Origin of the sequence: Roseobacter sp. HKCCA2468 (genome assembly GCF_037805105.1) — a bacterium.
Taxonomy (GTDB): Bacteria; Pseudomonadota; Alphaproteobacteria; order Rhodobacterales; family Rhodobacteraceae; genus M30B80.
The window spans coordinates 249,437-274,129 of the sequence record NZ_JBBLYN010000002.1 but is presented as its reverse complement, the minus strand read 5'-3'; the positions used below and the strand labels follow the sequence as shown (position 1 = coordinate 274,129).

Genomic DNA, 24,693 nt, shown 5'->3' with positions numbered 1-24,693 from the left:
GAGTATATCAACACCCTAGGTATGCTTAATGCTACACAACGTTTTGCGAATTGCTACACAACGTTGTTCGTGATAGATGTTTCACTATGCCGAAGAAACACGAGAATCCCACGCAAAGAGCAAACGGCTGGTGGTATTACCGCAGGCGAATCCCGAAGCATTTACAGGGCGTGTGGCGTGATCATGGTGGTCGCCAGACAGAACATATTCTCGCACTCAAAACGAAGGACGAAGCTGAAGCAAAGAGGCGATCCAAGTTTGAAGATAGGCTTTTTGAGGACAAGCTTAATCTCAAAGAAGAAGAGCTTGCTGCCAGTGAGAGCCTTGATGAAACAAGAATACGAAACTTTCAGTACTTCGAGCATCGGCTCAGGGAAGCTGGCCTTCACCATTCGCAAGTACCAAGTATCGACAGTCCACCAGAGGTAATCCGCCAGTTTCTGCGTGATAGGCAAGCCTTTGCATACGGATCATGGATTCAGATAGATGGCGAACACGGCCAATTCGAAGGCGGTTTGTATGACGAAGTCCACGAACTTGCGATGGAATATGATCACTCAGGCGACCCCGCTACCAAACAAAAGCTGGACGATGCGGTTTACAAGCTGAACATTACACTGGGCAAAACTAAAGATGTTGGGATTCAAATCAGTGTGCCAACCATCGGTGTCGCCAAGGAAGAATACCTTCAGTACATCGCAAATAAAGCCAAAAGCACTGACGCCAAAAAAGATGAATCTAGAAGAGTGGAGCGGATAGTTGGCCACCTTGCTTTTGTGTTGGGCAACGGTGATCCAAAAGCTGGGCTACAGCGCTCTATAGCATCCATACGCAGTGGCGATGTGAAACAATTCTTGGCTCGTCTGGCCATTAGAGAGAATGGCTCTGACATTCCCAAATCACCCTCAGCCGTTGGGCGTGAATTGCAAACCATGAATTCGATCTGGAACATGGCGTATGAGGAGCGCAAAGAAGATTGGCCTACTGACGTAAAGACTGAGAGCCCTTTTGCAAAAAAGCGGTCAAAGCTGAACAAAGAGCACGATGACAAAAAGAAGGCAGGGCTCGTACCTGACAAGGATCGTAGACCATTCTCACCACATGAGCTTGAGATATTCATGTTTGAACACCTGCCACGCATGAACGAAGAAGCTCAGCTAATAGCGCTTATTGGCAATCATACTGGCTGCCGTATTGGCGATGCGGCTGGTTTGAAGATGAACGATCTTTATCTGCATCCAAATAATGAGCACCCCATTCCGTTTATCTTCTTCCGTGACAACACTATTAGGCAGCTTACAAAAGACGGCGTTCAACGCCGTGTGCCTTTGTTTGGTGATGTTCTTGATAGGCTGATTGAATATCACGACAAGCGGATCAGTGCGCTTCGCGCAGATGATAGTGACATCCTTAATGCGGCCCTATTCCCACGATATGGAAGAGGCCAAAAAGGTTCAGATGCCGTGAGCAATCTCATTAATCAGAAACACATTCATCATCTGCGTGATGGCGACCTAAAGCTAACCTTCCACAGCTTCCGCCACACGCTGCAACACAAGTATTTAGCGGCTGGGCAGAACACGCAATTCGCAGGTTATATCAGTGGATGGAAACTTACAGGGTTGGTCGGCAAGCAATCTGAATATGTAAAGCACGGCATACCGCCTGAAGCGCTCATTGATGGATTGAAGAAGGCTCATGCTGCCAAGTCGTGGGGCGATGCGGATATGGACGCAGCGTTGCAAAGCAGGATTGACCAAATGCAGGGCCAATAGGTTCGACTATTCAGTGGCGCGGCTAAAGCCGCTCCTTGAAAAGCCTTTGCCTCATAGCCCATATAGACTTCTCAGCATCGGTAGAAGTGTAAAGCGGCGTCCACCGCTATGAACTCTAGCTCTTCGGTTTCCACCGCAGCTTGCGTCTAGCGTTTGGTGTCTCAATATGTTTATGGTGAGCTTTAGGAAACATGGGAATGTCTAACGCTAACTCAAGCTTGATAGTGTGCGGCTTAGATTAAACGGAGCAAAGAACTTAAGATGATAAGGCACATTATAGCGTTTACACTTACGACTTTTATCAGCGCAGCAGCCGTAACCGCACAAGAAAATCCAGCTAACGAGTGGCAAGGTCTCAGTTTCGGTGTCAATGTTTCGCAGCTAGAGTTGGCGAATAGAATTGTTTTCCCTGCACCAGGTTTACATGCTGAGCCAACTGGCAACGAGATGGGAATAGACCTGTCTCTAGAATATTTGGCATCCCTCACACCAAACATCTTAGCTGGCATAGAGCTAATGTACGCTCACAACGTTAACGCTCCTGAGGGCATTACCCAATATAACAACCTAAATGTCGACGTTAGCCGATGGCGAGTAGACGCTGAGAGAAGTTTGCGGCTGTTAGGTAAGATCGCCGTAGCTCCCTCCAGCAGCTCGCTATTCTATGTGGGTGCTGGCATTAACAAAGTTCACTTCAGCTTTCGAGAAACAACTCTTTTTGGGGTTGGGGCTGGAACAGTTTACAACCATGCTGACACGTTGACTGGTCACATTATTGTTGCTGGCATGGATCAAAAGGTCTCTGACAACCTATCGCTGCGTGTTGAAGTTAGTCACACTGAAATCAATGAAGAGCTTTATGAAGGATCAATATTTAGCGGCCCAACTTGGATAGACCCTGATGTACGAAGCGTCAGTGTCGGCATTCGTTATCACTTCTAAAAACACCCTCAGTTGTTTGTCCAACACTGCCAGACCTTATCGTTACTAGTATAGGGTAGCTTGGAGCGTGGCTTGGTAGTTTAACTAACCTATGTCCATGCTATTCAATAGCTTACCAATGTAACACCCATCCTAGTTAAGCTGATCTCATGTTTACTGATCTAGTAGAAGAAACCATCAAGCGTATTGAAGCTACTGAGGGTAGGACACGCTCAAGAGACACTAAAGCACAGGCTAGCTTTGAACATGCTGTAATGCTCCTGCTTCTAGACTTATGGAAGTCAGCTTACTCAATACCAGCAAGAGAATGCTCCATCTCCAAGCGTAGTGGTTACTACTCAGAGAACCCTAGATACCGTGACCCTCTGTTAACCTATAAGCAAACTATGGCTGCCTATGAGGGTCTACTGAGGCTAGGCTTCATAGAGGTGACAAGAGAAGGCTACCTAGATCGTGAGACTGGCAAGGGTGAACTCACAAGGTTTGTAGCTAAAGATGAACTGCAGGAGAGACTGGCTGAACTAGAAGGTCATCCTGCTATATCAGCCCCTCGCCTAACTGCTGGTGAGACTATCATTCTGCGTAACTGGGTGGATGGTAAGAGGGTCTTACAAGAGTACAAGGACACACCTGCTACTGACCGCTATCGTGGCAATCTAGCTAAGATAAACTCTTGCCTGTTACGCCACTGGGCTGACCTAGAAGTTGAAGATGCTGAGCTACCAAAGCTTGCTGATCATGTAGCTAACCATACCGATAAAGAGCCTGTAGACTTTGCTAACAGAACTCTGGTGCGTATCTTCAGTAATGGCTCATTCAAAGAGGGTGGACGCTTCTATCGTGGCTGGTGGCAGAACGTACCAAGTGAGTACAGGCAATACATCACGATAGACGAGAAGCGTACTGCAGAGGTGGACTTCTCTCAGCTTAACCCTCACCTGCTCTACCAGAGCTGCTACAAAGAGTTAGGCTCAGAAGATGCCTACAGCCGTGTTCTACAAGGCGATCATCGCCAGCTAGTTAAGCAAGCCTTCAATGCGATGCTTATGTCAGACAGCTTCCTGAAGACGTGTCCAAGAACGATAAACTTATCTGAAGCTGAGATAGGATGGGCTGACTTGCGTGATGCAATCCTTGCTGCACACAAGCCCATAGCAGATCAGTTCTTCAAGGGCATTGGCACTAAGCTACAGTTTAAGGATAGCTGTATTGCTGAGAAGGTCATGCTGCAGTTCACGGATATGGATGCACCTGCCCTACCTGTGCATGACAGCTTCATCGTGCATCACGGTTATGCATGGACAGGTGAGGTAGAAGAGATCATGCGTAGAGCCTACTTTGAGGAAGTAGGTGAACACATCAGCAAAGTAGATACTGAGATACTCTCTTGGTCTTACCGCAAAGATGATACGGCAGAAGAACCTGCCAGCTTGGATGTAGAAGCTATCGTTAAAGCTGATGATGATGTGTCAGCGTGGAGAGAGAGGCATCGAGTTTGGTATGGGTCAATAAACAACCAAACTCTCATTTAGTTTGGATATCACCATCCCATGAGCTACACTTCTTGGTGTTCGATCATAAAAGAAGAACGGAGATGGCAATGAAATTATTAGCATCACTCAGTATCGCTGCCGCAATAACACTTATGGCAAACGTAGCTTTAGCATGTCCTGATTACTCACAGTGGGGCCGTGAAAGCTATAGCGCCAGCGGCAATCAACTCTATCAGCCGCAGTTTTTTAATGTTGTCGCTGGGGGAGAAAACTATCTGCAAAACTGCAGACACATAAACCCCAGAACGGACCGAGGGCCAGGTTATTTCACAACTGCGCCAGACTTCACCTTCGATCTAAGAGGCATGAGAGGCTATGAACTTCACATTAGCGTGGTGAGCCAATGCGACTCTGCACTTCTCATAAATACAGGGAGTGCAAACTGGTACTATGATGATGATGACAATGGGAACTTAGACCCAAAAATCATCCTCACTCGTCCATCAGACGGTTACATGGACATTTGGGTTGGTACCTATGACGGGCAATATTGTGATGCAACTTTGCGCCTCGAAACTTTTTAATCAGTTTTTCAAGGGGGCAAATTCTGTAATTTTTGCCCCCTACACCTGTTGTTGCCCCAAGTACCTGTAGACGCTAGCTCGTGAGATACTCATAAACTTGGCTATCTCAGTAGCTGACAGCCCCTTAGCCTGAAGTTCAAGTATTCTGTCACCATCAATACTAGCTTGCCTCCCTTTATAGCGTCCTGCAGCTTTTGCTTTGGCTATACCTTCAGTCTGCCTACGATGTGTGAGCTTGCGTTCCATCTCAGCAAATGCACCAAGCACCTGCATCTGGAAGGTAGCAAAGATGTCTTCACTATTAGGTTTGAAGGTCAGGTTCTCAGCTAGGAATGTGATACTGCAGCCCTTCTCAAGTATCGTGGATACGATCTCCTGAAGGTCACGAAGTGATCTAGCTAACCGTGAAAGTTCATGCACTACGACTTCATCACCTTCACGCAATGTACGAAGCAGTTCCTGTAAGGCTGGCCTGTCTCTCTTTGCACCACTCTCTGTCTCTTCATAGATACGCTCTGCTTGAGGAAGCTCTTGCCTATCTAACTTCTGTCCAACTGCAGAACTAATACGCCTGTAGCCTATTATCATGGGTGTATCCTTACGTGTCTCTGCATATGGGGTTATATGGTTTTAGAGTCTAAATAGAACTTTATATAAGACATTACAAGACATTCAAGTAATACATATTAGCTCAGCGTTGACAGTCTCTCGTGTGAGCATACTCAAATAAGACACAGGTTTAGTAGTAACACCTGCTGCTTATCTGGAGCGTTCAGTTGGGTTCAAGGGAGCCACGCATGGGCCACCCACCCCTACACGGATATGTATATACGCTGTCACACACGCACGAGGTTTTGCATTCAGATAGCTACAAGGCTTGGCGTGTTTAGCTGCCTAACTCTGCTGCTATCAGGCAAACTCCGCAATTATTGGATCGTGATCACTCAAAGCGTCTGCACTTACTACATCTATCTTGATTAATTTCGAATACAGACCCTCAGTCACAAACATATGGTCTAACTCCCAAGGGTAATCGCTTCTCGCATTTCGATGTGTTTGGACTGGTGTTGAACGGAACTTCCTCATGCAGTCGTGGAAGCCCATATCCTCAATAGCATTGAAGAAGTTATTGTGCGGATATGTGTCTTTGAGCGCAAATACTGAACCAGTTGGATTATCATCCATGCGCCGATCCATGTTGAAATCGCCAGCAATGAGTATTTCGTTAGCTGACCTATACCTCCGCAGGTAACTAACTGATGACGCAATCATGCCAAGTAGTGGGGGATTTACTGGTTTGAAATCAAGATTTGCATACACGCAAATGAAGTGAATACCGTTGGCTTCGGTGACAACAAGGCCCATGCCATGATCACGATCAATCTTGATTTTCAAGTGGTCGCTATTTCTGGAATAGAATGCTGACCTATTGCTCTTTTTAGTTGTTGTTTGGATCGTAGCGGTGAGGCCTTGCGGAATCGGACTGGCTTCTTGAGCAAGAACATAATCAGGGTTGTGAGTTTCAAGCAGCCACTCCCAACAACCTGATTTCCTCTTGTTCATATTCCAAGACACTATTTTCATTTACTCAACTTCGCTTTTGATCTGCTTGGTTGCTGGTGTGATTAGCTAAATACTCACGTACAGGCTGAGCAACGGTATCCAACGTTATGTTGCGCTCAGCGCAGTAAGACTTTTGTAGCCATTCTATAAGAGGCATTGCACCCTTACTGCTGTTACAAGAGCCACAAGCATAGGCCACAGTCTCAATGTTGTTCCAAGGTGGCTCGTGATTGAAATGCTCTATCGTTGCAGAGTCTGATCTACGCTTAGTGTCAAACGGATAGATCATCTCTTTGTGGCAATACACGCATAGGCGATCACGTGTTCGAAGTTTAGCTAATGCTTCTTCTGATAAACCATAAGGGTTGGGCATCCTAGCATACCAACTCAGCAGAAGCGGCTCCTGCCAAAGTGCTGGCTGCAATGGTTGTGGCTAAGATGAGGTGCTTCATAGCGTGGCTCCTGTTTCACCACAGCTTGGGCGTAGTTTAGGCACGGGTCAAGCGTTGAGCAGCTACATTATTGCGAGATGAATTCTGCCGCTTATAACGACTTGCTGGAGCCTGACCTAAGCTCTAACATCCAAGCATGGTAGAAGTTGCAAACGTCATAGCGGCAATCCTGATTGCAATAGGGCTTTACCAAGTTGGGGTAGGGCTTTGGGTGGGTTTCGCCTTTGATGATCCAACAGAATGGATGTTCTTTTCTATGCGCTATTTAGGTAGCCCTTCTGGTGAAGCGGTTGATCGTGGAGCATTATACATTGTCGGTAGTATTGTTCTTGGCTTGCTCGCCAAGATCGCCAAAGGCAGAAGAAACTGACTGTCCAGTATCGCCCCTGAATATAATGCAGTTCTGAGTACATTTACACGCTCTGGGCCGTCACCCTACCTGAAATGCTCTACTACCGTGTATAGATACCTCTGAGAGTCTCTACGAGGCCATTACAGTGTAGGGGTAGGCCCACCACTGTCAGGATTGATTAACCACGGGCCGTGAACCTTACCTATTGAATGCCAGTCTAAATGGTAAGAGATGCTGCGATACCCATGACCTTGCCGCCTTTGTACGATCCATTGTTTAGCATAATCTCTGGTCTCTCTGCCTCTGATTATCCTGTAACCGTTACGCTCCAAGATTACGTCATGATAGTACGGTGAGCATTCATGGACGGACTCAGCTTCAAAGTTTGCTTCGTGTTTCATCAGGACGCACCACTGCTGAATCTAGCGTAGTAGTCAGACAATGATGTGCCAAGTTCATCAGATGGGTTGTAGCCGCCATTGGTTCTGACAAACCTGCGCATCCCAGCCTCTCCACCTAGATGCGCCACAGCACGAAGGCCATCACGATCTAAGCCAGCAGCAGCTTCTCCAAGATCATCAATGGCGGCATCAATGGACGCTACATGCCACCGTCCAACACGACTTTGTAGCTCAACATCCTGCACGAACTCGTCCTGCGTGAACATCTCGCCTGTAGCGTTGCGATAGTCCTGCAACCGTGCATCAGAGAATTGCAGCAACCCGACATGTCTGCGTCCATCCCGTGTCACATACTCAGCATCAGCACGTCCGCCTGACTCGCTGCGCATTAGGGAACTCATAAAGTCTGACTGCCCCGTAGCAGGGCTGTGAGGCTGTTCTGGCGGGATTAGCTGATCAAGGAAGCTAAGTTGCTCAGGCTCTGATAGCGCAGCTTGTGTCTGGGCATTCAGGCGTTCACGGGAAGCTCTGCCTGCAGCTAACACTTCTTCGATTGGCCTGAGCTTATCCCATTCAGCCCAAGCCTGTTCACGTGCCGCATCTTGAGCGGAGTAATCAGGACGTTCTTCTTGTGCTCCTAAGATGGCCAGAAAGACTTTGCGCCGCTCCATGCCCATATGAGGGAAATACTGATTGAGGATGGCGGCAGGTGATGCGCCCGAAACACGGCTTAATTGGTCGATCTGTTTGACCACATGCAGCACCACGTTGCGTTCACTTTCACTCATGGCCTGCAAGAGTGCTTCTGGATCACGTGACACATTTGAAGCCAAGCGAGTACGCAAGTCTTCGATGATTGACGGGGAGGGAGTGCCTGTTGGTTTGCTCATGATAGCCATTCTTCTGGCCTTTCTTTGTTGTGTTGTGGGGGGGGGAGGGGTTGCACCAGAGCTGCTAAAACAAAGGGTGCGAAGACAGCAGCAAAAGACTACTGATAATAGGCAGATTAAGTAGATATGTTTGATATGTAACTTAGTGGACAGATGAATACGGCTTCACGGTGTTCTGTCCAAATAGGCCAAATGTTTGACAGCCGTGTCAGGCAATAAACCTGCTGACAAGATTAGTAACTTTCAGCTTTCCGTGCGGCACGTTGTTGTCATTATCCGCTTCGAGAATTCCAGTTTCTAGGCATCGAGTAAGCCATTTAGGTATCATCGTACTCTGACCATCAGCGTGATACAGGGCGGCAGAGCGATGTCGAATATCAAGGGTTGTGTTTAGCTCATGGGCAAGGGCTATAGCGCCTGCGAGTTCATGATGCCTGTGTCCGTTCTGTATTGATCTGCGAAAAGGCAAAACCTGTTTGGCACGAAGAAGACAGGTTACGATTTCCACTTTTTCTGCGAAGGCGGGTTTCAGAGCGGCTCTATCCTGAGCCTGTTGAATTGCTGCGACTATGTTCATTCGTTCTCCTTATTGTTCAACTCAAAGAATGCTGGGTTAGTTTTGGCTGCATCAACGATCAGTTGTTGGTAGCGATTTGTGTAAAACCAGTTCGGAAATTGGCGCCTGACTGCAAGTGCATCAGCAAAGGAATCGACTGATAAAGCTCTCATGGGGGAGGCTCCTTAGTTATAGCGATTTAGGGGGATGGTTTATGCGTATAGTTATATCACAAATGCTATCTGATGTCAAGCTTTTTGCTACACAACGTTTTGCAAATTGCTACACAACGCTTGGATAGTAGGCGCATGATTCCCCTATTTATAAAGCTTATGATAGTTTGCTAGATGCCTCTCCTGGGCACCAATCCCAAAAATTGAAATGCCGCAAATCGCTCAGAGATTGCTCTCTGGTGCGACGTCTAGAAATTCGTCCATAAACAGGCTCATCAATTCGGTGCGGGAATTTACGCCTGTTTTCCGAAAAATACTCGAGCTTTGCGCCTTGATTGTGCCCTCAGCGGTGGCGCGGGCGGTGGCAATCTCGGAAATACTCAAACCTTTCAGCATATACATCGCGATATCACGCTCTGCGGGGCTAAGCCCCCAATGCGTAAATTTATTGCGCACGAAATGATCCATTTCACCGCGTAGCAAGCGCAGCGATTCTGTTTGAGCGATATTACGCTCCTGCATCAGGCGCAGCTGCCGCAACAAAACGCGAATGGCCAAGATCAATGCGGCCGCCGATGCAACTTCGAAGGTGAGATGCACCAAATCAAGAAAACTCGGCGCGTTGCGGGCTATCAACCGCTCATAAAGGTCACTTACGATGTCGAATAGGAAAAACAAAACGCTACCAAACAGAAATAAAGACGTAAATTTCAGGGTCTTTTCTTCTTGAAACATGGGTTTTGGCATAAGGGATCCCGAAACTCTGTGCGACGTCTTCTGTATACTGAAATCTTGCCGCCATCGGTAGCCTAAGATCGGACTAAACCAAAGATATAATCCATGGGTTTTACGACCGTGGTTCAGTTGGCGTGACCAAAAGCCATAAGTATCTGCAAGCCTGCGACACGCCCCATCCTGAAACGACCACGCAAGGTGCAGCCCGTGCAAGACCCGACACCAGAGACGCGCAATACTATGTTGCGCAACGGCCTTCCCCATTTTGCCCTCAACTTAGCTGGGGCGACCTATATTATGGCGCTGCTCAATACCGCCTTTTTGCAAAGACTGATGACCCTGTTCGAGGGAGATCTTCTTGCCGCCATCGGCTTGGCCGCGGCTGTGGGCGCCTTGACCTTATTGCTGCTTGAATTGATCGGGCCAAGCGTTCTGCAAAAGCCCATTTTGGCGGTCGTGATCCTGATTTCCGCCTCAGCAAATTATTTCCAAACGACCTTTGGCGTTTTCATCGATGAAGAAATGGTGCGCAGCACTTTGGAAACGACAGTCACAGAATCGCGCCATCTTATAACGGCATCTATGGTTCTGAAGATCGGGCTGACAGGCGTCCTGCCCGTTGTGGTTTTGTGGAAAATTCCCGTGCGGCGGGCGCGGGTTATCCATCAACTTTGGCGATATCCTCTCGGGGTCGTTGTTAGCTTTGCCTTGGTGATTGGGTTTCTCTTTACCAACTATAAAAACTACTCATCCGTGTTGCGGGAAAATCATGCGCTGATGCAATCCTATCAGCCAGGGGCAACGCTGCTATCGGTGGCTAAGTTTATCAAAAATGAATATGCTACGGGCAGAATTGAGGTCGCCCCCCTTGGCGAAGATGTGGCGCAAGGGGCGCAGCTTTCAAATTCGAACAAACCACTGGTTTTTGTCCTGTTTGTTGGTGAAACGACACGGGCCGCGAATTTCGGCCTTGAAGGATATGCACGAAACACAACGCCCAATCTGGCTGCTCGCGAGGATGTAATTTATTTTCCGAACACCACATCTTGCGGCACCGTCACGACCGTTTCTGTGCCTTGTATGTTTTCGCCCTTCAGCCAAGACGACTATTCGCGGGATCAGTATTTTGCATCGGAAAACCTTGTGGATGTGATCTCGCGCGCGGGGTTCGATGTGCAATGGTGGGACAATAACACGGGCGATCAAACCGTGATGCAGCGCCTAGACTGGGCCAAGGTTGACGCAACATGGGACCCCGATGCCTGTGCAGCCGGCGAATGCACAGACGCCATCTTTTTGCCCCTCATTGATCAGGTTTTAGAGACTGCCACGGGCAATACCTTGTTGATTCTGCACATGATCGGCAGCCACGGCCCCGCCTATTTCATGCGCTATCCAGAAAGTCGCGCACAGTTTACACCAGATTGCCGATCTGCTGAATTTGCGGATTGCACGGACCAAGAGATTATCAACGCCTATGATAACACCATCATAGAAGCGGATTATGTCCTTGCAGGTGCCATCGAACGCTTGAGCCAAGCGCAGAATGTCGACACAGCCATGCTCTATATTTCCGATCATGGCGAAAGTCTTGGCGAGGGTGGCGTATTCTTGCACGGGTTGCCCCGATTCATGGCCCCTGATGTGCAGACCCATGTGCCGTTTCTTGTTTGGCTTGGGCAATCCTATCAATCGCGCTTTGGAATTGATCAGACTTGTTTGGAAAGCAACCGCACCTCAGGCACATCTCAAGATATGGTTTTCCACTCTATGCTCGGCCTGTTGAATTTGGACACCGAAGCGCGCAACCCACGTCTTGATATCACGACAGCGTGCAGTGCAGATGCGGGATGAGGACATCGATGAAAAAGCCTGAAAAACAGATCCAAAACCGACAGGGTCTTTTGCATATCATTGACGCAGCGGGTTTTTCTATGGCGGGGTTGCGCCGCCTTTGGCGCGAAACCGCCTTTAAATTAGAGGTCGGCGCTGCCGTTCTTGCGATTGGGGCGGTTGGTTTTTCTGGCGCGGCGTCTGCGCAAATTTTTACACTTGGCTGTTTATTCTTAATGCTTTTCGCGACAGAGGCCCTGAACACAGCCATTGAAGAAATTGTTGATCGCATTTCTCCAGAATGGTCGCTGGCTGCACGCAATGCCAAGGATTTGGGATCGCTCGCCGTTGGCCTCGTGTCTTTGGTCGTGGCTGGCTATATCGCGTTCATCTTCCTCAGCCTGTAACCTCTGCATCACTGGGCATAAATTCACAGATCATTGCCTTGACCCCAATGGGCACCGCCTATACCCAATTTTTATTCGTAATCAGATGGGAAATGGGCAAAGATGGCCGCAAGAGGGCATCACCATTTCCGCCCGTGAAAGGCTAGACACGTGACCATCCATACTTATCTTGGCGACCTTCCTGACGGTCTAAAACTGGGGCCGATTGTGGCGATTGATTGCGAGACAATGGGGTTAAACCCACATCGTGACCGCCTGTGTTTGGTGCAATTGTCTGACGGGGATGGAAACGCGCATCTGGTGCAGATCACCCAAGATCAAACAGCAGCCCCAAATCTTTGCGCGCTTTTGACGGATCCGAACACGCTGAAATTATTTCATTTCGGACGTTTCGATATCGCGGCGATGTATCATCGCTTTGGTGCTTTGGCCGCCCCTGTCTATTGCACAAAAATCGCCTCAAAACTGGTGCGCACCTTCACAGATCGGCACGGTCTGAAGAACCTCGCCCAAGAATTGATTGGCGTGGATATGTCAAAATATCAACAAACCTCCGATTGGGGGGCAAGCCATTTGACCGATGCCCAAAAGGATTACGCGGCCTCAGATGTGCTGTATCTGCACCAGATCAAAGATAAACTTGACGCCATGCTCGCCCGTGAGAACCGCCAAGAGATGGCGCAGGCCTGCTTCGATTTCCTGCCAACCCGTGCCAAGCTTGATTTGGCGGGATGGCCAGAGATTGACATCTTTGCGCATTGATCCAACCCCATGCGCCAAGGTACCACCTATTCTCGGATCATAACATTCAGCAAGTTGGTTCTTCCGCTTGCCGCTTTGGTGGTTTTGTCTCTGATGTTTCTATTTTCGGGGCGCCCTGATCCGAACCAAGCTTTGCCTCTTGCCGCGCGAAGCGCCGATGGCCAATTGGGCCAGCAAGGGATGACCAACCCCCGCTTTAGGATGGTTACAGGATCTGGCGATGCGGTGGAATTGATCGCATCTTCCGCAGAGCCAAGTGATGGAGATGCCAATCAAATTCTTGCCACCAATGTAACGGCAGAAATAACGCGGTTAACGGGCGGGCGCGATCAAATCACGGCTGATCAAGCCTTATGGAATAGCCAAAGCTCTGACACACGATTAACTGGAAATATTGTTGCAACATCACCCGAAGGCTATAGGCTAGATACTGAGGAATTATCTATAAATGCCGCATCTGGTGACATTATCGCGCCTGCGGCGGTTTTGATCACATCGGACGGGATTCGCCTTGAAGCGGGGCAAATGGCAATCACTGGCCCGTCAGATCATCAGGTTGTGCATTTTCAGGGTGGCGTGCGGCTGCTATACGAAGGGAAATAGGGGGGCATATGCGGCAATTCTTCATCGCTATTTTCTTGATGGCCATAGGCCTGCCTGCGCAGTCGCAGACACAAGTGGGCTTTGGCGGCACCCCGCATGACAGCAGCGCCCCAATCGAAGTTGTCTCCGACAGTCTTGAGGTCGATGACACTAACGGAAATGCAATATTTCGCGGCAATGTGATTGCTGTGCAGGGCGATTTGCGCATCTCTGCGGCTGAAATCCACGTCCTCTATCAAACCAATGCCGAAACCGACGGTCAAAACGATATCGACCAAGTGCAAGCTCTGGGTGGGGTTTTGATTACCCGCGGTGTGGACGCGGCCGAGGCCGAAACCGCCACCTATTTCGTCGCTCGCAACGAAATGGAAATGGTTGGCAATGTTTTGGTCAGTCAACAGAGCGGTGTTATTGCGGGCGAGCGGATGCTACTGGATATTGCCACGGGGCAAGGCACGGTGGATGGGCGTGTGCGCACAACTTTGCAGGGGGCAAACCAGTAAGTCATGGCAAAGCGAGTGTCATTAAAGGTCGAAGAGGGCGCAGCGGGTTTGATCGTTTCAAACCTCCGCAAAAGCTATCGCCGCAGACCCGTCATTCGTGATGTTTCCATGGAATTGCGCAGAGGCGAGGTCGTGGCCTTGCTTGGCCCAAACGGGTCAGGCAAAACCACAAGTTTCTATGCAATTGCGGGCTTGGTCACGCCTGATGGTGGCAAAGTAATGTTGGATGGCCACGATGTGACGCGTTTGCCAATGTATCGCCGCGCACGGGCGGGCATCGGATATTTGCCACAGGAAATGTCGATTTTCCGCGGCCTATCAGTTGAGGCAAACATTCTATCAATCTTGGAGATATCCGAGAAAGACGCCGTAACACGGCGCAAACGGCTTGAAGATTTGCTGAGTGATTTCTCGATTGAACATTTGCGCCGCGCGCCCGCCCTATCCTTGTCAGGTGGGGAACGCCGGCGGGTGGAGATCGCGCGCTGCTTGGCATCAAATCCGCGCTATGTGTTGCTGGATGAGCCCTTCGCGGGCGTTGATCCGATTGCTGTGAACGATATCCGCAGCCTTGTTTCCGATCTCAAAACGCGCGGCATTGGTGTTTTGATCACCGACCATAATGTGCGCGAGACGCTGCAAATTGTGGATCGCGCCTATATTCTGCATGACGGCAAAATCTTAATGAGCGGCACCTCCAAAGATGTCGTGCAAGACGAGAATGTGCGCCGCGTCTATTTGGGCCAAAATTTCAAAATCGGCTGATCGTCTTCTGCTTTACGTTGACAGATGGCGGAGATTCGTCGCCAAATAGGGGTGATGTTTGACAGAGCCAACACCCTCTTCTTTCCTGTCGCGCTGCTGACCGCAGGCAGAAATAGATTTGGGCAGGCGGTATCCCTGACATCTTATTTTATAGTGTAGCGTTGCAGCCTCGCTTCAACGCTATCTTTACGTAATGGAGGTAACATGCGCTATCAAATCAGTGGGAAACAAATCGATATTGGCGAAGCACTCCAAACATATGTGAAAGACGGGCTTGGCGCGGCAGTTGCAAAATATGCTGAAAGACCAACGGATTCACATGTCGTTTTCTCAAAAAGTGGACATGAGTTCGTATGCGAATCCAATGTTCACCTTTCCACTGGACTCAGCGCATCTGCCAAGGGCAGCGATACAGAAATCTACGCGGCCTTTGATAAGTGCTGTGAGAAAATGGAAAAGCAACTGCGCCGATACAAGCGCAGATTGAAAGATCATCACCGCGAACGCGCAGAACCCGTTGAACATTTCGCTGCGGCCTCGTATATCCTCGCGGCAACAGACAAAGACGAAGATGATGCGGATGACACCTTGCAGCCCATCATCATCGCAGAAACCGAAACTAAAATCCCTTCGCTCTCTGTGGGTGAGGCGGTAATGCAGATGGAATTGGCGGGCGCCCCTGTCTTGGTATTCCGAAACGAAGCGAGCGCAGGCGTAAACATCGTCTATCGCCGCGAAGACGGAAATATCGGCTGGATTGATCCCCGCTAGACCGAAATAAAGACCCTATCGGGTAAGGAATACACGCGAATGGAACTTTCGATGCTCCTTGAGCCGCAAGGCGTGAAGGTTGTTTCTGATGTGACAAGCAAAAAGCGGCTTCTGCAATCTCTGGCAGATGTGGCTGAGGGTTTTCTTGACGTCAACGCCTCGGAAATTTTCGAAGCTCTGCAGGAGCGTGAAAGCCTAGGGCCAACAGGCGTGGGGCATGGCGTGGCCTTGCCCCATGCGCGTTTGTCGGCGCTCACGAAAATCACAGGCGTATTTTTCCGTCTTGAACGTCCCGTCAACTTTGATTCTGCAGACAGACAGCCTGTTGATCTGGTTTTTGCGCTGTTTGCGCCTGCCGATACGGGCGTGGATCACCTCAAGGCGCTGGCGCGCGTGTCGCGCACATTGCGGGATGCGGATCTTTGCGAAAAACTGCGGGCAAATTCTGACCCAATGACACTGCACACCTTGTTGACAGGCGGCGCAGAAAGCCAAGCGGCCTAGGCCCAAGACCCAGATCCAAAACTGACATAGTCGCGCCGATAGGCCTCGGCGCAGACATCCTCAATTTCGGTCGTGTATATCTCGGAAAGCGAAATTGGATCGCAGGGATTGGGCAGAACGAAGGCCTGATCTTGCCCCGCCAAAGCAGGAAGGGCATTTGGCAATTCTTCGGCCCGCAACAAAATATCAGGCAATTTCACCTGCGCCATACCTTGCAAAATTACAGTCTGGCTGGCCCAAGCAGGATCGACAGGAAGGCCCGTTTGTGATCAATTCCACAGGGCGGTAGTTTTGATGAAATACAGACAGCGCGGCGCGACACAAAAGATCAGGGCGTCCGTGGCTGACCACGATCACGCTGATGCGCGGCTGGCTCATTCTTGGCCCATCTCCGCAAGCATGGCTTCGATCCGTGACACATCTTCAGGGTTGTTCAATTCCCAGAATTTGCGCCCTTGCGCTTCGACCTCGACACATAACACACGCCGACCAGACTCGAGGAAGCGCAATTGTTCTAGCCCCTCAAGTGTCTCTAGCGGCCCTGTCGGCCATGTCGGATAGGCCAATAGCGCCTCGGGGCGATAAGCGTAAACACCCACATGATGAAACACGGGGGTTTCTTCGGCGTCCTCAGAAATACCCGTGGTGTAGGGGATCACTTCCTTTGAAAAATAGAGTGCTTGGTGCGCGCTGCCAAAAACGGCCGTGGTTCCGCCAACGCGGCCTGCCTTACGATCCGCTTTGAATGCGGCCAAGGTTTCACCATCACAGCGCAAAACGGGCGTAGCAATGTCCGCAGACGGATCAGCGCGCAGGCCTGTGATCAACTCCTCCAAGAACCATGCAGGCGTCAGCGGCGCATCCCCCTGAAGGTTCACCACCATCTCAACATTTTGTCCAAGATTATTGAGGGCCTCTGCGCAGCGCTCCGTCCCATTTACACAATCGGACGAGGTCATCACAACCTGCGCGCCAAAACCTTGGGCAGCATCTCGAATACGATCATCATCCGTGGCTACATAGACCGCGTCAAAACCGCTTACGGCACAAGCGGCGCGCCAACTGCGTTCAATCAGGCTCATAGATTTGCCCGAAACCCCGCGCAGCTGCACCAAGGGTTTGCCCGGATAGCGTGAGGATTGATATCGCGCGGGTATGACACAAATGACGCTCATGGCTCGATCAACTCCACGGTTGGGGCATAGGCGATGAAGAAGCTATTCTCAAAACCTGCCTTGCCATAGGTAAATTCCTGATGGGTCGAAAACTCCACCATCTGGCCGCCCGCACCGCGCAACACTGCATCGCCCGCGGCCGTATCCCACTCCATCGTGCGGCCAAGACGCGGATAAAAATCCGCCTCACCCGAAGCAACCAAACAGAATTTCAAGGATGAGCCTGCGCTGCGCAAATCGGAAATTTCATAGGCACTGATATAGGCATCCGTGGCGGCATCGCGATGTGATTTTGAGGCGACTACGCGCAAGGCGCTATTGTCGGCCTCTGCCACGGAAAGCAATTTCTGCGGGCCAATTTCATCGTGGTTAAAGGGCGTGAATTCTTCAACCGATTGGCCATCCGCACGGGTGTAAAACAATCGCTGCTTCGCGGGCGCATAAACAACACCACGCTTAGGGCGGCCATCCAAAACAAGGGCAATGTTGACCGTAAAATCCCCACGGCGCTGCACAAATTCCTTTGTGCCATCAAGCGGGTCAACAATGATGAAATCCCGCAAGGATTGCCGATGGGTTTCGGCCTGTTCTTCGGTCACAAGCGCAAGATCGGGAAAGGCTGCGCGCAGACCCGCAGAGATATAGGCATCCGCCGCCTGATCAGCGCGGGTTACGGGACTGTCATCTGATTTGCTTTCAACACCAAAATCATCCGAGGCATAAACCTCCATGATTTTTTCGCCTGCCCCCAAGGCGAGGCTTCGAAACACGCGCTCGATCTTGTCAAAATCCATTTTGTAACAATTTCCTTAACCAGATTGCCTTAAATGGCCGTTTGCGGTTATCCTAATCTCGTTGGATGGGGCAAGTAGATCATATATATCTTGCCAAACAAACCGACATCTATGGATCAAGGCCAGCATCCATGTTTGAAGCGCGACAAACGAACACGATGAGGCGTAGCCTCTTTTCCATGCTTGAGGTGACCTATCACGCCTCGGTTCAAAAGGTGCGTTCATCGCACCGCAACGCCGTTTGGGCCATCATGACCAGCATTTTACAGGCGGGCATGTTTGTCGGCGGATTTTATCTGATGTTCTATTTCATCGGCGCGCGCGAGGCAAAACTGCGCGGCGATTTCATGATGTATCTCTTGTCTGGGATCTATCTATATCTCTGCCATATCCGCGCGGTGGCTGCTGTCTCTGCCGCAGAAGGCGGCACCTCATCCCTGATGCAACATGGGCCGATGAATCCAATTGTGGCGATTGCATCCTCACTGATCTCGGCATTTTACGTGCAAACCATTTCGCTCTTGGTGATTTTATTCGCGCTGCACACGTTCAGCGGCACGGTGACCTTCCACAACTGGAAAGCCGCTTTGATGATTTACCTTTTGGCGTGGTTTTCTGGCTTTGGCGTTGGGCTGGTGTTTCGCGCGATGCGCCCATGGTCGCCCGAAGTAACGCGATTTGCGCGACAGGCCTATATGCGGATCAATATGGTCGCGTCAGGCAAGATGTTTGTCGCCAATATGGTGCCGGGATTCATTATTTCGATGTTTGATTGGAACCCTTTGTTTCACATTGTCGACCAAATGCGCGGCGCCGTGTTCGTGAATTACTTTCCGCATCATACGAATTGGGAATACCCGCTTTATGTGGCCTGTGGCCTGTTGATTGTTGGCCTGATGGCTGAGTTTTTCACAACCAAGCGGGCCTCAATGTCGTGGGATATGGGGCGCTAGCCAAGAATTTCTTAGAATTCCTTGTGATCTTTCCCAAATTCCTAGCGTTGCGCTGCTTGCAGGGGGCGATGTGCCTGCCTATATAGCCACCGAAACAGGCTGTTCTGAACGGCCTATACATAAGCAGTGACGGAGCCGAGATCGGGCCGTTGCCGCATGTTCGCTTGAAGAAAAGGGACCAGAAAAGATGGCTAAAGTAATTGGCATTGACCTCGGCACCACAAACTCCTGTGTTGCGATTATGGACGGCGCGCAACCGCGCGTGATTGAGAACGCTGAAGGCGCGCGCACCACCCCATCGATTGTTGGCTACACCGATGACGAACGTCTGGTGGGTCAATCAGCAAAGCGCCAAGCTGTTACCAATCCTGAAAACACAATTTTTGCTGTAAAACGTCTGATCGGGCGTCGTTTGACCGATGCCGAAGTGGAAAAGGACAAGAACCTTGTTCCCTACAAAATCATTGACGGCGGCAATGGTGACGCATGGGTCGAGGTAAAGGGCGAGAAATTCAGCCCCAGCCAAATTTCTGCACAAATCCTGACCAAGATGAAGGAAACCGCCGAGAATTATCTGGGCGAAGATGTGACGCAGGCCGTGATCACCGTTCCTGCCTATTTCAACGATGCACAGCGTCAGGCGACCAAAGACGCGGGTAAAATCGCAGGCCTTGAGGTGCTGCGCATCATCAACGAGCCAACAGCGGCCGCATTGGCCTATGGGTTGGACAAAAAAGACACCAAGACCATCGCGGTCTATGACCTTGGCGGCGGCACATTCGACATCACAATTCTTGAGATTGACGATGGCCTGTTTGAGGTAAAATCCACCAATGGCGACACGTTCCTTGGCGGTGAAGATTTCGACATGGCGATTGTGAATTACCTCGCGCAGGAATTCAAAAAAGAAAACAATGTCGATCTGACGCAAGACAAAATGGCGCTTCAGCGTCTCAAGGAAGCGGCGGAGAAAGCAAAAATTGAACTTTCCTCTTCGACCCAGACCGAGATCAACCAACCGTTTATCTCGATGGGGTCAAACGGCCAGCCCTTGCACCTTGTGCTGAAACTGACCCGCGCGAAATTGGAAAGCCTTGTAGGTGATCTGATCAAACGCTCGTTGAAACCATGTCAAGCCGCGTTGAAAGATGCGGGCCTCTCAAAAGGTGATATTGACGAGGTGGTTTTGGTCGGCGGCATGACCCGTATGCCCAAGGTCATCGAAGAAGTGTCTAACTTCTTTGGCAAGGAGCCCCATAAAGGCGTGAACCCTGATGAGGTTGTAGCCATGGGCGCGGCCATTCAAGCCGGCGTTTTGCAGGGCGATGTGAAGGATGTTGTTCTTCTGGACGTCACCCCACTAAGCCTTGGGATTGAAACCTTGGGCGGCGTCTTTACTCGTCTGATTGACCGCAACACGACCATCCCAACCAAGAAAAGCCAGATTTTCTCGACCGCTGAGGACAATCAAAATGCGGTGACAATCCGCGTCTTCCAAGGCGAGCGGGAAATGGCCGCTGACAACAAAATGTTGGGCCAGTTCAATCTGGAAAATATCCCACCGGCACCGCGCGGCATGCCACAGATCGAAGTGACCTTTGACATTGACGCGAACGGGATTGTCTCGGTTTCTGCGAAAGACAAAGGCACAGGCAAAGAACAAAAGATCACCATCCAAGCATCGGGTGGCCTCAGCGATGAGGATATTGATCGCATGATCAAAGAGGCTGAGGAAAACTCTGATGCCGATAAGCAGCGCAAGGAATTGGTAGAGACCAAGAACCAAGCGGAAAGCCTGATCCACTCGACCCAGAAATCCTTGGAAGAACACTCCGACAAGGTTGATCCGACCACAGTCGAAGCAATCGAGTTGGCAATCAAAAACTTGGAAGAACAGATCGCGACCGATGATGCGGGCAAGATCAAATCTGGCATCCAAAACGTGACCGAAGCTGCAATGAAACTTGGTGAGGCGATTTACAAAGCCCAAGCCGAGGATGGCGAAGGCGGTGATGAGCCATCTGGTGTCGATGATGACATCGTAGATGCCGATTTCGAAGATCTGGACGACAGAAAGCGCTCCTAATCGGGAAATTTGATCCCGATAGACCAGCTGGGGTGCGCCTTGGCTGGTCTATGCGTTAAGAAAAGGGTGTCTACCGATGTCGAAGCGCGATTATTACGATGTTTTGGGTGTGGCGCGTGGCGCTTCGCCTGAGGAAATCAAGAAAGCCTATCGTCAAAAGGCGAAAGAACTGCACCCCGACCGCAATTCTGACAATCCGAATGCGGAAGCGCAGTTCAAAGAAGCGAATGAAGCCTACGAAGTTCTGAAAGATGCCGACAAAAAAGCGGCTTATGATCGTTTTGGTCATGCGGCGTTTGATGGCGGTATGGCAGGCGGCCCCCGTGCGGGCGGCCCTCACGCAGGCGGCGACTTCGCCAGCGCCTTTTCGGATGTTTTCGAAGACCTTTTTGGCGATTTCATGGGCGGTGGCGGTGGCCGCGGTGGGCGTCAGCGCAGCACGCGCGGCTCTGATCTGCGCTATAATATGCGGATCACCTTGGAAGAAGCCTATGCGGGTTTCAGCCGCGAAATTACCGTTCCCACCGCCGTAACGTGTTCAAGCTGCTCGGGCAGCGGGTCAGAGGGCGGATCTGAACCCGTCACTTGCCCCACTTGTTCGGGCATGGGCAAAGTCCGCGCGCAACAAGGCTTTTTCACCGTGGAACGCACTTGCCCCACCTGTTCAGGCGTGGGTCAAATTGTGAAAAACCCCTGTCGATCCTGCGGGGGCGCGGGTCGCGAACAAAAAGATCGTCATCTTTCCATCAAAGTGCCCCCTGGTGTTGAAACAGGAACACGCATTCGCCGCTCGGGCGAGGGTGAGGCAGGTCTGCGCGGCGGGCCAGCAGGTGATCTTTATATTTTCATCGAAGTGGCCGAACACCCAATTTTCAAACGCGATGGCATTGATCTTTACTGCCGCGTGCCCGTGTCGATGGTCACCGCAGCCTTGGGTGGGGATGTCGAGGTGCCTTGCATTGATGGCGGACGCAGCCGCGTGAAGGTGGCCGAAGGCGCCCAGTCTGGTCGCCAAATGCGTTTGCGCGGCAAAGGTATGCCCGCACTTCGCGGCAATGGCACAGGGGATATGTATATCGAATTGGCGCTTGAGACGCCTGTGAACTTGAATTCCGAGCAAAAAGACCTGCTTCGGAAATTCGAGGAAAGCCTGAATAAGGGGAATAACCCCCACGCGTCAGGCTTTTTCGACAAGGTCAAAAGCTTTTTCGATGATCTGAAAAACTAACGTAAACCCCCGCTGTTGCGGGGGTTTTTTTATTTTCCGATTTCGCACGCCGCCATGACAGCCATATTCAAAATGTCATTCGCGGTCGACACAGTTGAACAGATCTGCACAGGCCGATCTGGCCCTGTCAAAATCGGGCCAATGACCGTAGCCCCCGCCATTTCTTGCATCAATTTCACGGAAATCGAGGCGGAGTGACGCGCAGGAACAACCAAAACATTGGCAGGGCCAGATAGTTTACAGAATGGATATTGCTGCATCGCGTCCCGATTAAGCGCAACATCCACCGCCATTTCACCATCAAATTCGAAATCGACCCCTTCGCGCGCCAAAATCGCGGGAGCATCCCCCATTTTCACCGCGCGCTCAGAGACTGGATAGCCAAATGTTGAAAAACTGACAAAAGCGACACGCGGCTCAAGGCCCAAGATACGCGCAACATTTGCCCCGCGCTTGGCAATCAGGGCCAGATCCTCGGCTTCGGGCCATTCATGGACAAGCGTGTCGCCCACCAAAACAACACGGCCCTTATGCATCAGCACCGTGATACCAACCGCGCCATCCTTGGCGGAGGCGTCAAATACATGGTTGATCAAGCCCAAAACATGCGCGGATTTTCGCGTGGCCCCTGTGACCAGACCATCCCCATGCCCATGTGCAAGCATCAAAGCCGAGAACACATGACGATCTCGCGCGGCCAGACGATGGATGTCATGCCGATCAAAGCCTTTACGTTGCAGGCGGTTGTAAAGAAAATCTTTATAAGCATCTAAGTGACGCGTTTTTGCGGCATTCACGATCTCAAGCTCGCGCACGGCATCCGCAAGACCCGCCGCTGAAAGTTTTTCCGCGACATCAGCCTCACGCCCAACGACCAATGCCTTGCCCAAACCATTGCGCTGATAGGCCACCGCGGCGCGCAAGACGCGAATATCGTCACCTTCGGCAAAAATCATACGCGCCTGCGCATTACGGGCACGGGCATAAATGCCCTGCATAATGGAAGAGGTCGGATCCATCCGCGCCTGCAAATCATTGGCATAGGCATCGAGATCCAAAATTGGCCGCCGCGCTGCGCCCGTATCCATACCCGCACGCGCAACAGCGGGCGGAATCGTATAGATCAATCGCGGGTCAAAAGGCGTGGGGATGATGTAATCGCGGCCAAAAGACAGCTTTTCACCATAGGCCATTGCGACCTCATCAGGCACATCTTCGCGCGCAAGTTCGGCCAAGGCGCGCGCACAGGCGATTTTCATTTCATCATTGATGGCGCGGGCATGAATATCCAACGCACCGCGGAACAAATACGGGAAACCAAGAACGTTATTCACCTGATTGGGGTAATCACTGCGCCCCGTGGCCACGATCGCATCCGGGCGCACCTCGTGGGCTTCTTCTGGCGTGATTTCTGGATCAGGATTTGCCATAGCGAAAATCACAGGGTTTTCGGCCATGGATTTGACCATGTCTTGCGTGACCGCCCCTTTTGCCGAAACACCAAGAAAAACATCAGCGCCGCGCATCGCGTCTTCAAGACTGCGCAAATCGGTTTTCACCGCATGGGCCGATTTCCACTGGTTCATCCCTTCGGTGCGGCCTTGGTAAACCACACCTTTCGTGTCGCAAATAATACAATTCTGATGCTGCGCCCCCATGGATTTCAGCAGCTCAAGGCAGGCGATCCCTGCCGCGCCTGCACCGTTCAAAACGATACGGACATCTTCGATTTTTTTGCCCGTCAAATGCAGCGCGTTGATCAAACCCGCCGCACAGATCACCGCTGTTCCGTGTTGGTCATCATGAAAGACAGGAATGTCCATTTCTTCCTTGAGACGCTGCTCAATCATGAAACATTCGGGGGCCTTGATATCCTCAAGATTAATCCCGCCAAAGGTGGGCCCCATCAGGCGCACGGCGTTCACGAATTCATCGACATCTTCCGTGGCAAGCTCGATATCAATCGAATTGATATCGGCAAAGCGTTTGAACAAGACCGCTTTACCTTCCATCACAGGCTTTGAGGCGAGTGCGCCTAGATTTCCAAGACCTAGAACGGCTGTCCCGTTTGAGATCACGGCAACCAGATTGCCCTTGGTCGTATAGTCATAAGCGGTTTCGGGGTTTTGTGCGATCACCTCACAGGGAACAGCCACACCTGGCGAATAGGCAAGGCTGAGATCCCGTTGGGTCGACATCGCGGTTGACGCGGAAATGTCAATTTTCCCGGGGCGGGGTTCCAAGTGATAGGCCAAAGCCTCTTCACGCGTGACCTTTGGTTTATTTGCCATAAATTCGCCTCCTCTTTCATTCGGTTTACAATCCCTTGACCGTGGCGACAACGCATCTCTTTTGTCCCTTCAAACAATGCCGCAGAGACAGTAGGGTAAACC

The 24,693-nt window shown here is 50.8% G+C and carries 26 protein-coding genes; 16 read left to right on the top strand and 10 right to left on the bottom strand.

Annotation, left to right across the window (positions count from 1 at the left end; translation table 11 throughout):
* The first annotated feature begins 86 nt into the window (after positions 1–86).
* From AAC620_RS07795 to AAC620_RS07780, 4 genes are all read left to right on the top strand, one after another.
* Complete coding sequence (locus AAC620_RS07795) at positions 87–1,775, top strand: tyrosine-type recombinase/integrase (RefSeq protein ID WP_340244034.1); 1,689 nt, start codon at positions 87–89, stop codon at positions 1,773–1,775.
* Positions 1,776–2,036: 261 nt separating this feature from the next.
* Complete coding sequence (locus tag AAC620_RS07790; RefSeq protein WP_340244032.1) at positions 2,037–2,717, top strand: outer membrane protein; 681 nt, start codon at positions 2,037–2,039, stop codon at positions 2,715–2,717.
* A gap of 386 nt (positions 2,718–3,103) precedes the next feature.
* Positions 3,104–4,249, top strand: a complete 1,146-nt coding sequence (locus AAC620_RS07785) for a hypothetical protein (protein WP_340244030.1) — start codon at positions 3,104–3,106, stop codon at positions 4,247–4,249.
* Positions 4,250–4,317: 68 nt separating this feature from the next.
* The gene (locus AAC620_RS07780; protein WP_340244028.1) at positions 4,318–4,794 is read left to right on the top strand and encodes a hypothetical protein; all 477 of its coding nucleotides are present in this window, start codon (positions 4,318–4,320) and stop codon (positions 4,792–4,794) included.
* Between the two features lie 39 nt (positions 4,795–4,833).
* On the opposite strand, the gene AAC620_RS07775 is transcribed toward AAC620_RS07780, so the two are convergent.
* Together AAC620_RS07775 and AAC620_RS07770 are read right to left on the bottom strand one after the other, a co-directional pair.
* Positions 4,834–5,382 (bottom strand): recombinase family protein, encoded by a 549-nt coding sequence (locus AAC620_RS07775; RefSeq protein ID WP_340244027.1) that lies wholly within the window; start codon positions 5,380–5,382, stop codon positions 4,834–4,836.
* A gap of 321 nt (positions 5,383–5,703) precedes the next feature.
* The gene (locus AAC620_RS07770) at positions 5,704–6,378 is read right to left on the bottom strand and encodes an endonuclease/exonuclease/phosphatase family protein (RefSeq protein WP_340244025.1); all 675 of its coding nucleotides are present in this window, start codon (positions 6,376–6,378) and stop codon (positions 5,704–5,706) included.
* A 567-nt stretch (positions 6,379–6,945) separates the two neighbouring features.
* Here AAC620_RS07770 and AAC620_RS07765 point away from each other — a divergent pair.
* On the top strand, positions 6,946–7,179 hold the full coding sequence (locus AAC620_RS07765) for a hypothetical protein (RefSeq protein ID WP_340244024.1): 234 nt from the start codon (positions 6,946–6,948) through the stop codon (positions 7,177–7,179).
* 382 nt (positions 7,180–7,561) lie between these two features.
* Here AAC620_RS07765 and AAC620_RS07760 read toward each other — a convergent pair whose 3' ends face one another.
* The 3 genes from AAC620_RS07760 to AAC620_RS07750 all read right to left on the bottom strand — a co-directional run bounded on the left by AAC620_RS07760 (position 7,562) and on the right by AAC620_RS07750 (position 9,916).
* Positions 7,562–8,452, bottom strand: coding sequence for a hypothetical protein (locus AAC620_RS07760; RefSeq protein WP_340244023.1), 891 nt, complete (start codon positions 8,450–8,452; stop codon positions 7,562–7,564).
* Between the two features lie 208 nt (positions 8,453–8,660).
* Positions 8,661–9,029 (bottom strand): hypothetical protein, encoded by a 369-nt coding sequence (locus tag AAC620_RS07755; protein ID WP_340244022.1) that lies wholly within the window; start codon positions 9,027–9,029, stop codon positions 8,661–8,663.
* Between the two features lie 374 nt (positions 9,030–9,403).
* Positions 9,404–9,916: a helix-turn-helix transcriptional regulator gene (locus AAC620_RS07750; RefSeq protein WP_340244020.1), complete on the bottom strand. Its 513-nt coding sequence runs from the start codon at positions 9,914–9,916 to the stop codon at positions 9,404–9,406.
* 207 nt (positions 9,917–10,123) lie between these two features.
* On the opposite strand from AAC620_RS07750, the gene AAC620_RS07745 reads away from it, so the two are divergent.
* The 8 genes from AAC620_RS07745 to AAC620_RS07710 all read left to right on the top strand — a co-directional run bounded on the left by AAC620_RS07745 (position 10,124) and on the right by AAC620_RS07710 (position 16,064).
* The gene (locus AAC620_RS07745; RefSeq protein WP_340244018.1) at positions 10,124–11,770 is read left to right on the top strand and encodes a phosphoethanolamine transferase; all 1,647 of its coding nucleotides are present in this window, start codon (positions 10,124–10,126) and stop codon (positions 11,768–11,770) included.
* A gap of 8 nt (positions 11,771–11,778) precedes the next feature.
* Positions 11,779–12,156 carry a diacylglycerol kinase gene (locus AAC620_RS07740; protein ID WP_340244016.1) on the top strand — a complete coding sequence of 126 codons (378 nt, stop codon included), beginning with the start codon at positions 11,779–11,781 and terminating at the stop codon, positions 12,154–12,156.
* A 150-nt stretch (positions 12,157–12,306) separates the two neighbouring features.
* Positions 12,307–12,918 carry a ribonuclease D gene (locus AAC620_RS07735; RefSeq protein ID WP_317657045.1) on the top strand — a complete coding sequence of 204 codons (612 nt, stop codon included), beginning with the start codon at positions 12,307–12,309 and terminating at the stop codon, positions 12,916–12,918.
* Between the two features lie 9 nt (positions 12,919–12,927).
* Complete coding sequence (lptC, locus tag AAC620_RS07730; RefSeq protein WP_340244012.1) at positions 12,928–13,521, top strand: LPS export ABC transporter periplasmic protein LptC; 594 nt, start codon at positions 12,928–12,930, stop codon at positions 13,519–13,521.
* An 8-nt stretch (positions 13,522–13,529) separates the two neighbouring features.
* Positions 13,530–14,024 (top strand): LptA/OstA family protein, encoded by a 495-nt coding sequence (locus AAC620_RS07725; protein WP_340244011.1) that lies wholly within the window; start codon positions 13,530–13,532, stop codon positions 14,022–14,024.
* Positions 14,025–14,027: 3 nt separating this feature from the next.
* The gene (lptB, locus tag AAC620_RS07720) at positions 14,028–14,789 is read left to right on the top strand and encodes an LPS export ABC transporter ATP-binding protein (RefSeq protein ID WP_340244010.1); all 762 of its coding nucleotides are present in this window, start codon (positions 14,028–14,030) and stop codon (positions 14,787–14,789) included.
* A gap of 204 nt (positions 14,790–14,993) precedes the next feature.
* Positions 14,994–15,560, top strand: a complete 567-nt coding sequence (hpf, locus tag AAC620_RS07715) for a ribosome hibernation-promoting factor, HPF/YfiA family (RefSeq protein ID WP_340244009.1) — start codon at positions 14,994–14,996, stop codon at positions 15,558–15,560.
* A gap of 39 nt (positions 15,561–15,599) precedes the next feature.
* The gene (locus AAC620_RS07710; protein WP_340244007.1) at positions 15,600–16,064 is read left to right on the top strand and encodes a PTS sugar transporter subunit IIA; all 465 of its coding nucleotides are present in this window, start codon (positions 15,600–15,602) and stop codon (positions 16,062–16,064) included.
* Here AAC620_RS07710 and AAC620_RS07705 read toward each other — a convergent pair.
* From AAC620_RS07705 to cysQ, 4 genes are read right to left on the bottom strand one after another with little or no spacing between them, the layout of a single operon-like run.
* Complete coding sequence (locus AAC620_RS07705) at positions 16,061–16,264, bottom strand: hypothetical protein (RefSeq protein WP_340244005.1); 204 nt, start codon at positions 16,262–16,264, stop codon at positions 16,061–16,063. The two genes, AAC620_RS07710 and AAC620_RS07705, sit on opposite strands and share 4 nt — an antisense overlap.
* Positions 16,251–16,442: a glycosyltransferase family 2 protein gene (locus AAC620_RS07700; protein ID WP_340244003.1), complete on the bottom strand. Its 192-nt coding sequence runs from the start codon at positions 16,440–16,442 to the stop codon at positions 16,251–16,253. Before AAC620_RS07700 ends, AAC620_RS07705 begins: the two co-directional genes overlap by 14 nt.
* The gene (locus AAC620_RS07695) at positions 16,439–17,239 is read right to left on the bottom strand and encodes a 3-deoxy-manno-octulosonate cytidylyltransferase (RefSeq protein ID WP_340244001.1); all 801 of its coding nucleotides are present in this window, start codon (positions 17,237–17,239) and stop codon (positions 16,439–16,441) included. Before AAC620_RS07695 ends, AAC620_RS07700 begins: the two co-directional genes overlap by 4 nt.
* Entirely contained in the window at positions 17,236–18,033 is a 798-nt protein-coding gene (gene cysQ, locus AAC620_RS07690) for a 3'(2'),5'-bisphosphate nucleotidase CysQ (protein ID WP_340243999.1), read from the bottom strand. The genes AAC620_RS07695 and cysQ overlap by 4 nt, the downstream gene beginning before the upstream one ends.
* A 158-nt stretch (positions 18,034–18,191) precedes the next feature.
* Between cysQ and AAC620_RS07685 the strand changes: the two genes are divergently transcribed.
* The 3 genes from AAC620_RS07685 (at position 18,192) to dnaJ (ending at position 22,300) form a co-directional block, all read left to right on the top strand.
* Positions 18,192–18,986, top strand: a complete 795-nt coding sequence (locus AAC620_RS07685) for an ABC transporter permease (RefSeq protein ID WP_340243997.1) — start codon at positions 18,192–18,194, stop codon at positions 18,984–18,986.
* A 187-nt stretch (positions 18,987–19,173) separates the two neighbouring features.
* Positions 19,174–21,072: a molecular chaperone DnaK gene (dnaK, locus tag AAC620_RS07680; protein ID WP_317657059.1), complete on the top strand. Its 1,899-nt coding sequence runs from the start codon at positions 19,174–19,176 to the stop codon at positions 21,070–21,072.
* A gap of 76 nt (positions 21,073–21,148) precedes the next feature.
* On the top strand, positions 21,149–22,300 hold the full coding sequence (gene dnaJ / locus AAC620_RS07675) for a molecular chaperone DnaJ (RefSeq protein WP_340243995.1): 1,152 nt from the start codon (positions 21,149–21,151) through the stop codon (positions 22,298–22,300).
* Positions 22,301–22,329: 29 nt separating this feature from the next.
* Here dnaJ and AAC620_RS07670 read toward each other — a convergent pair whose 3' ends face one another.
* A complete protein-coding gene (locus AAC620_RS07670; RefSeq protein ID WP_317657061.1) occupies positions 22,330–24,591 on the bottom strand; it encodes an NADP-dependent malic enzyme in 2,262 nt (753 codons plus the stop codon).
* Positions 24,592–24,693: the final 102 nt, after the last annotated feature.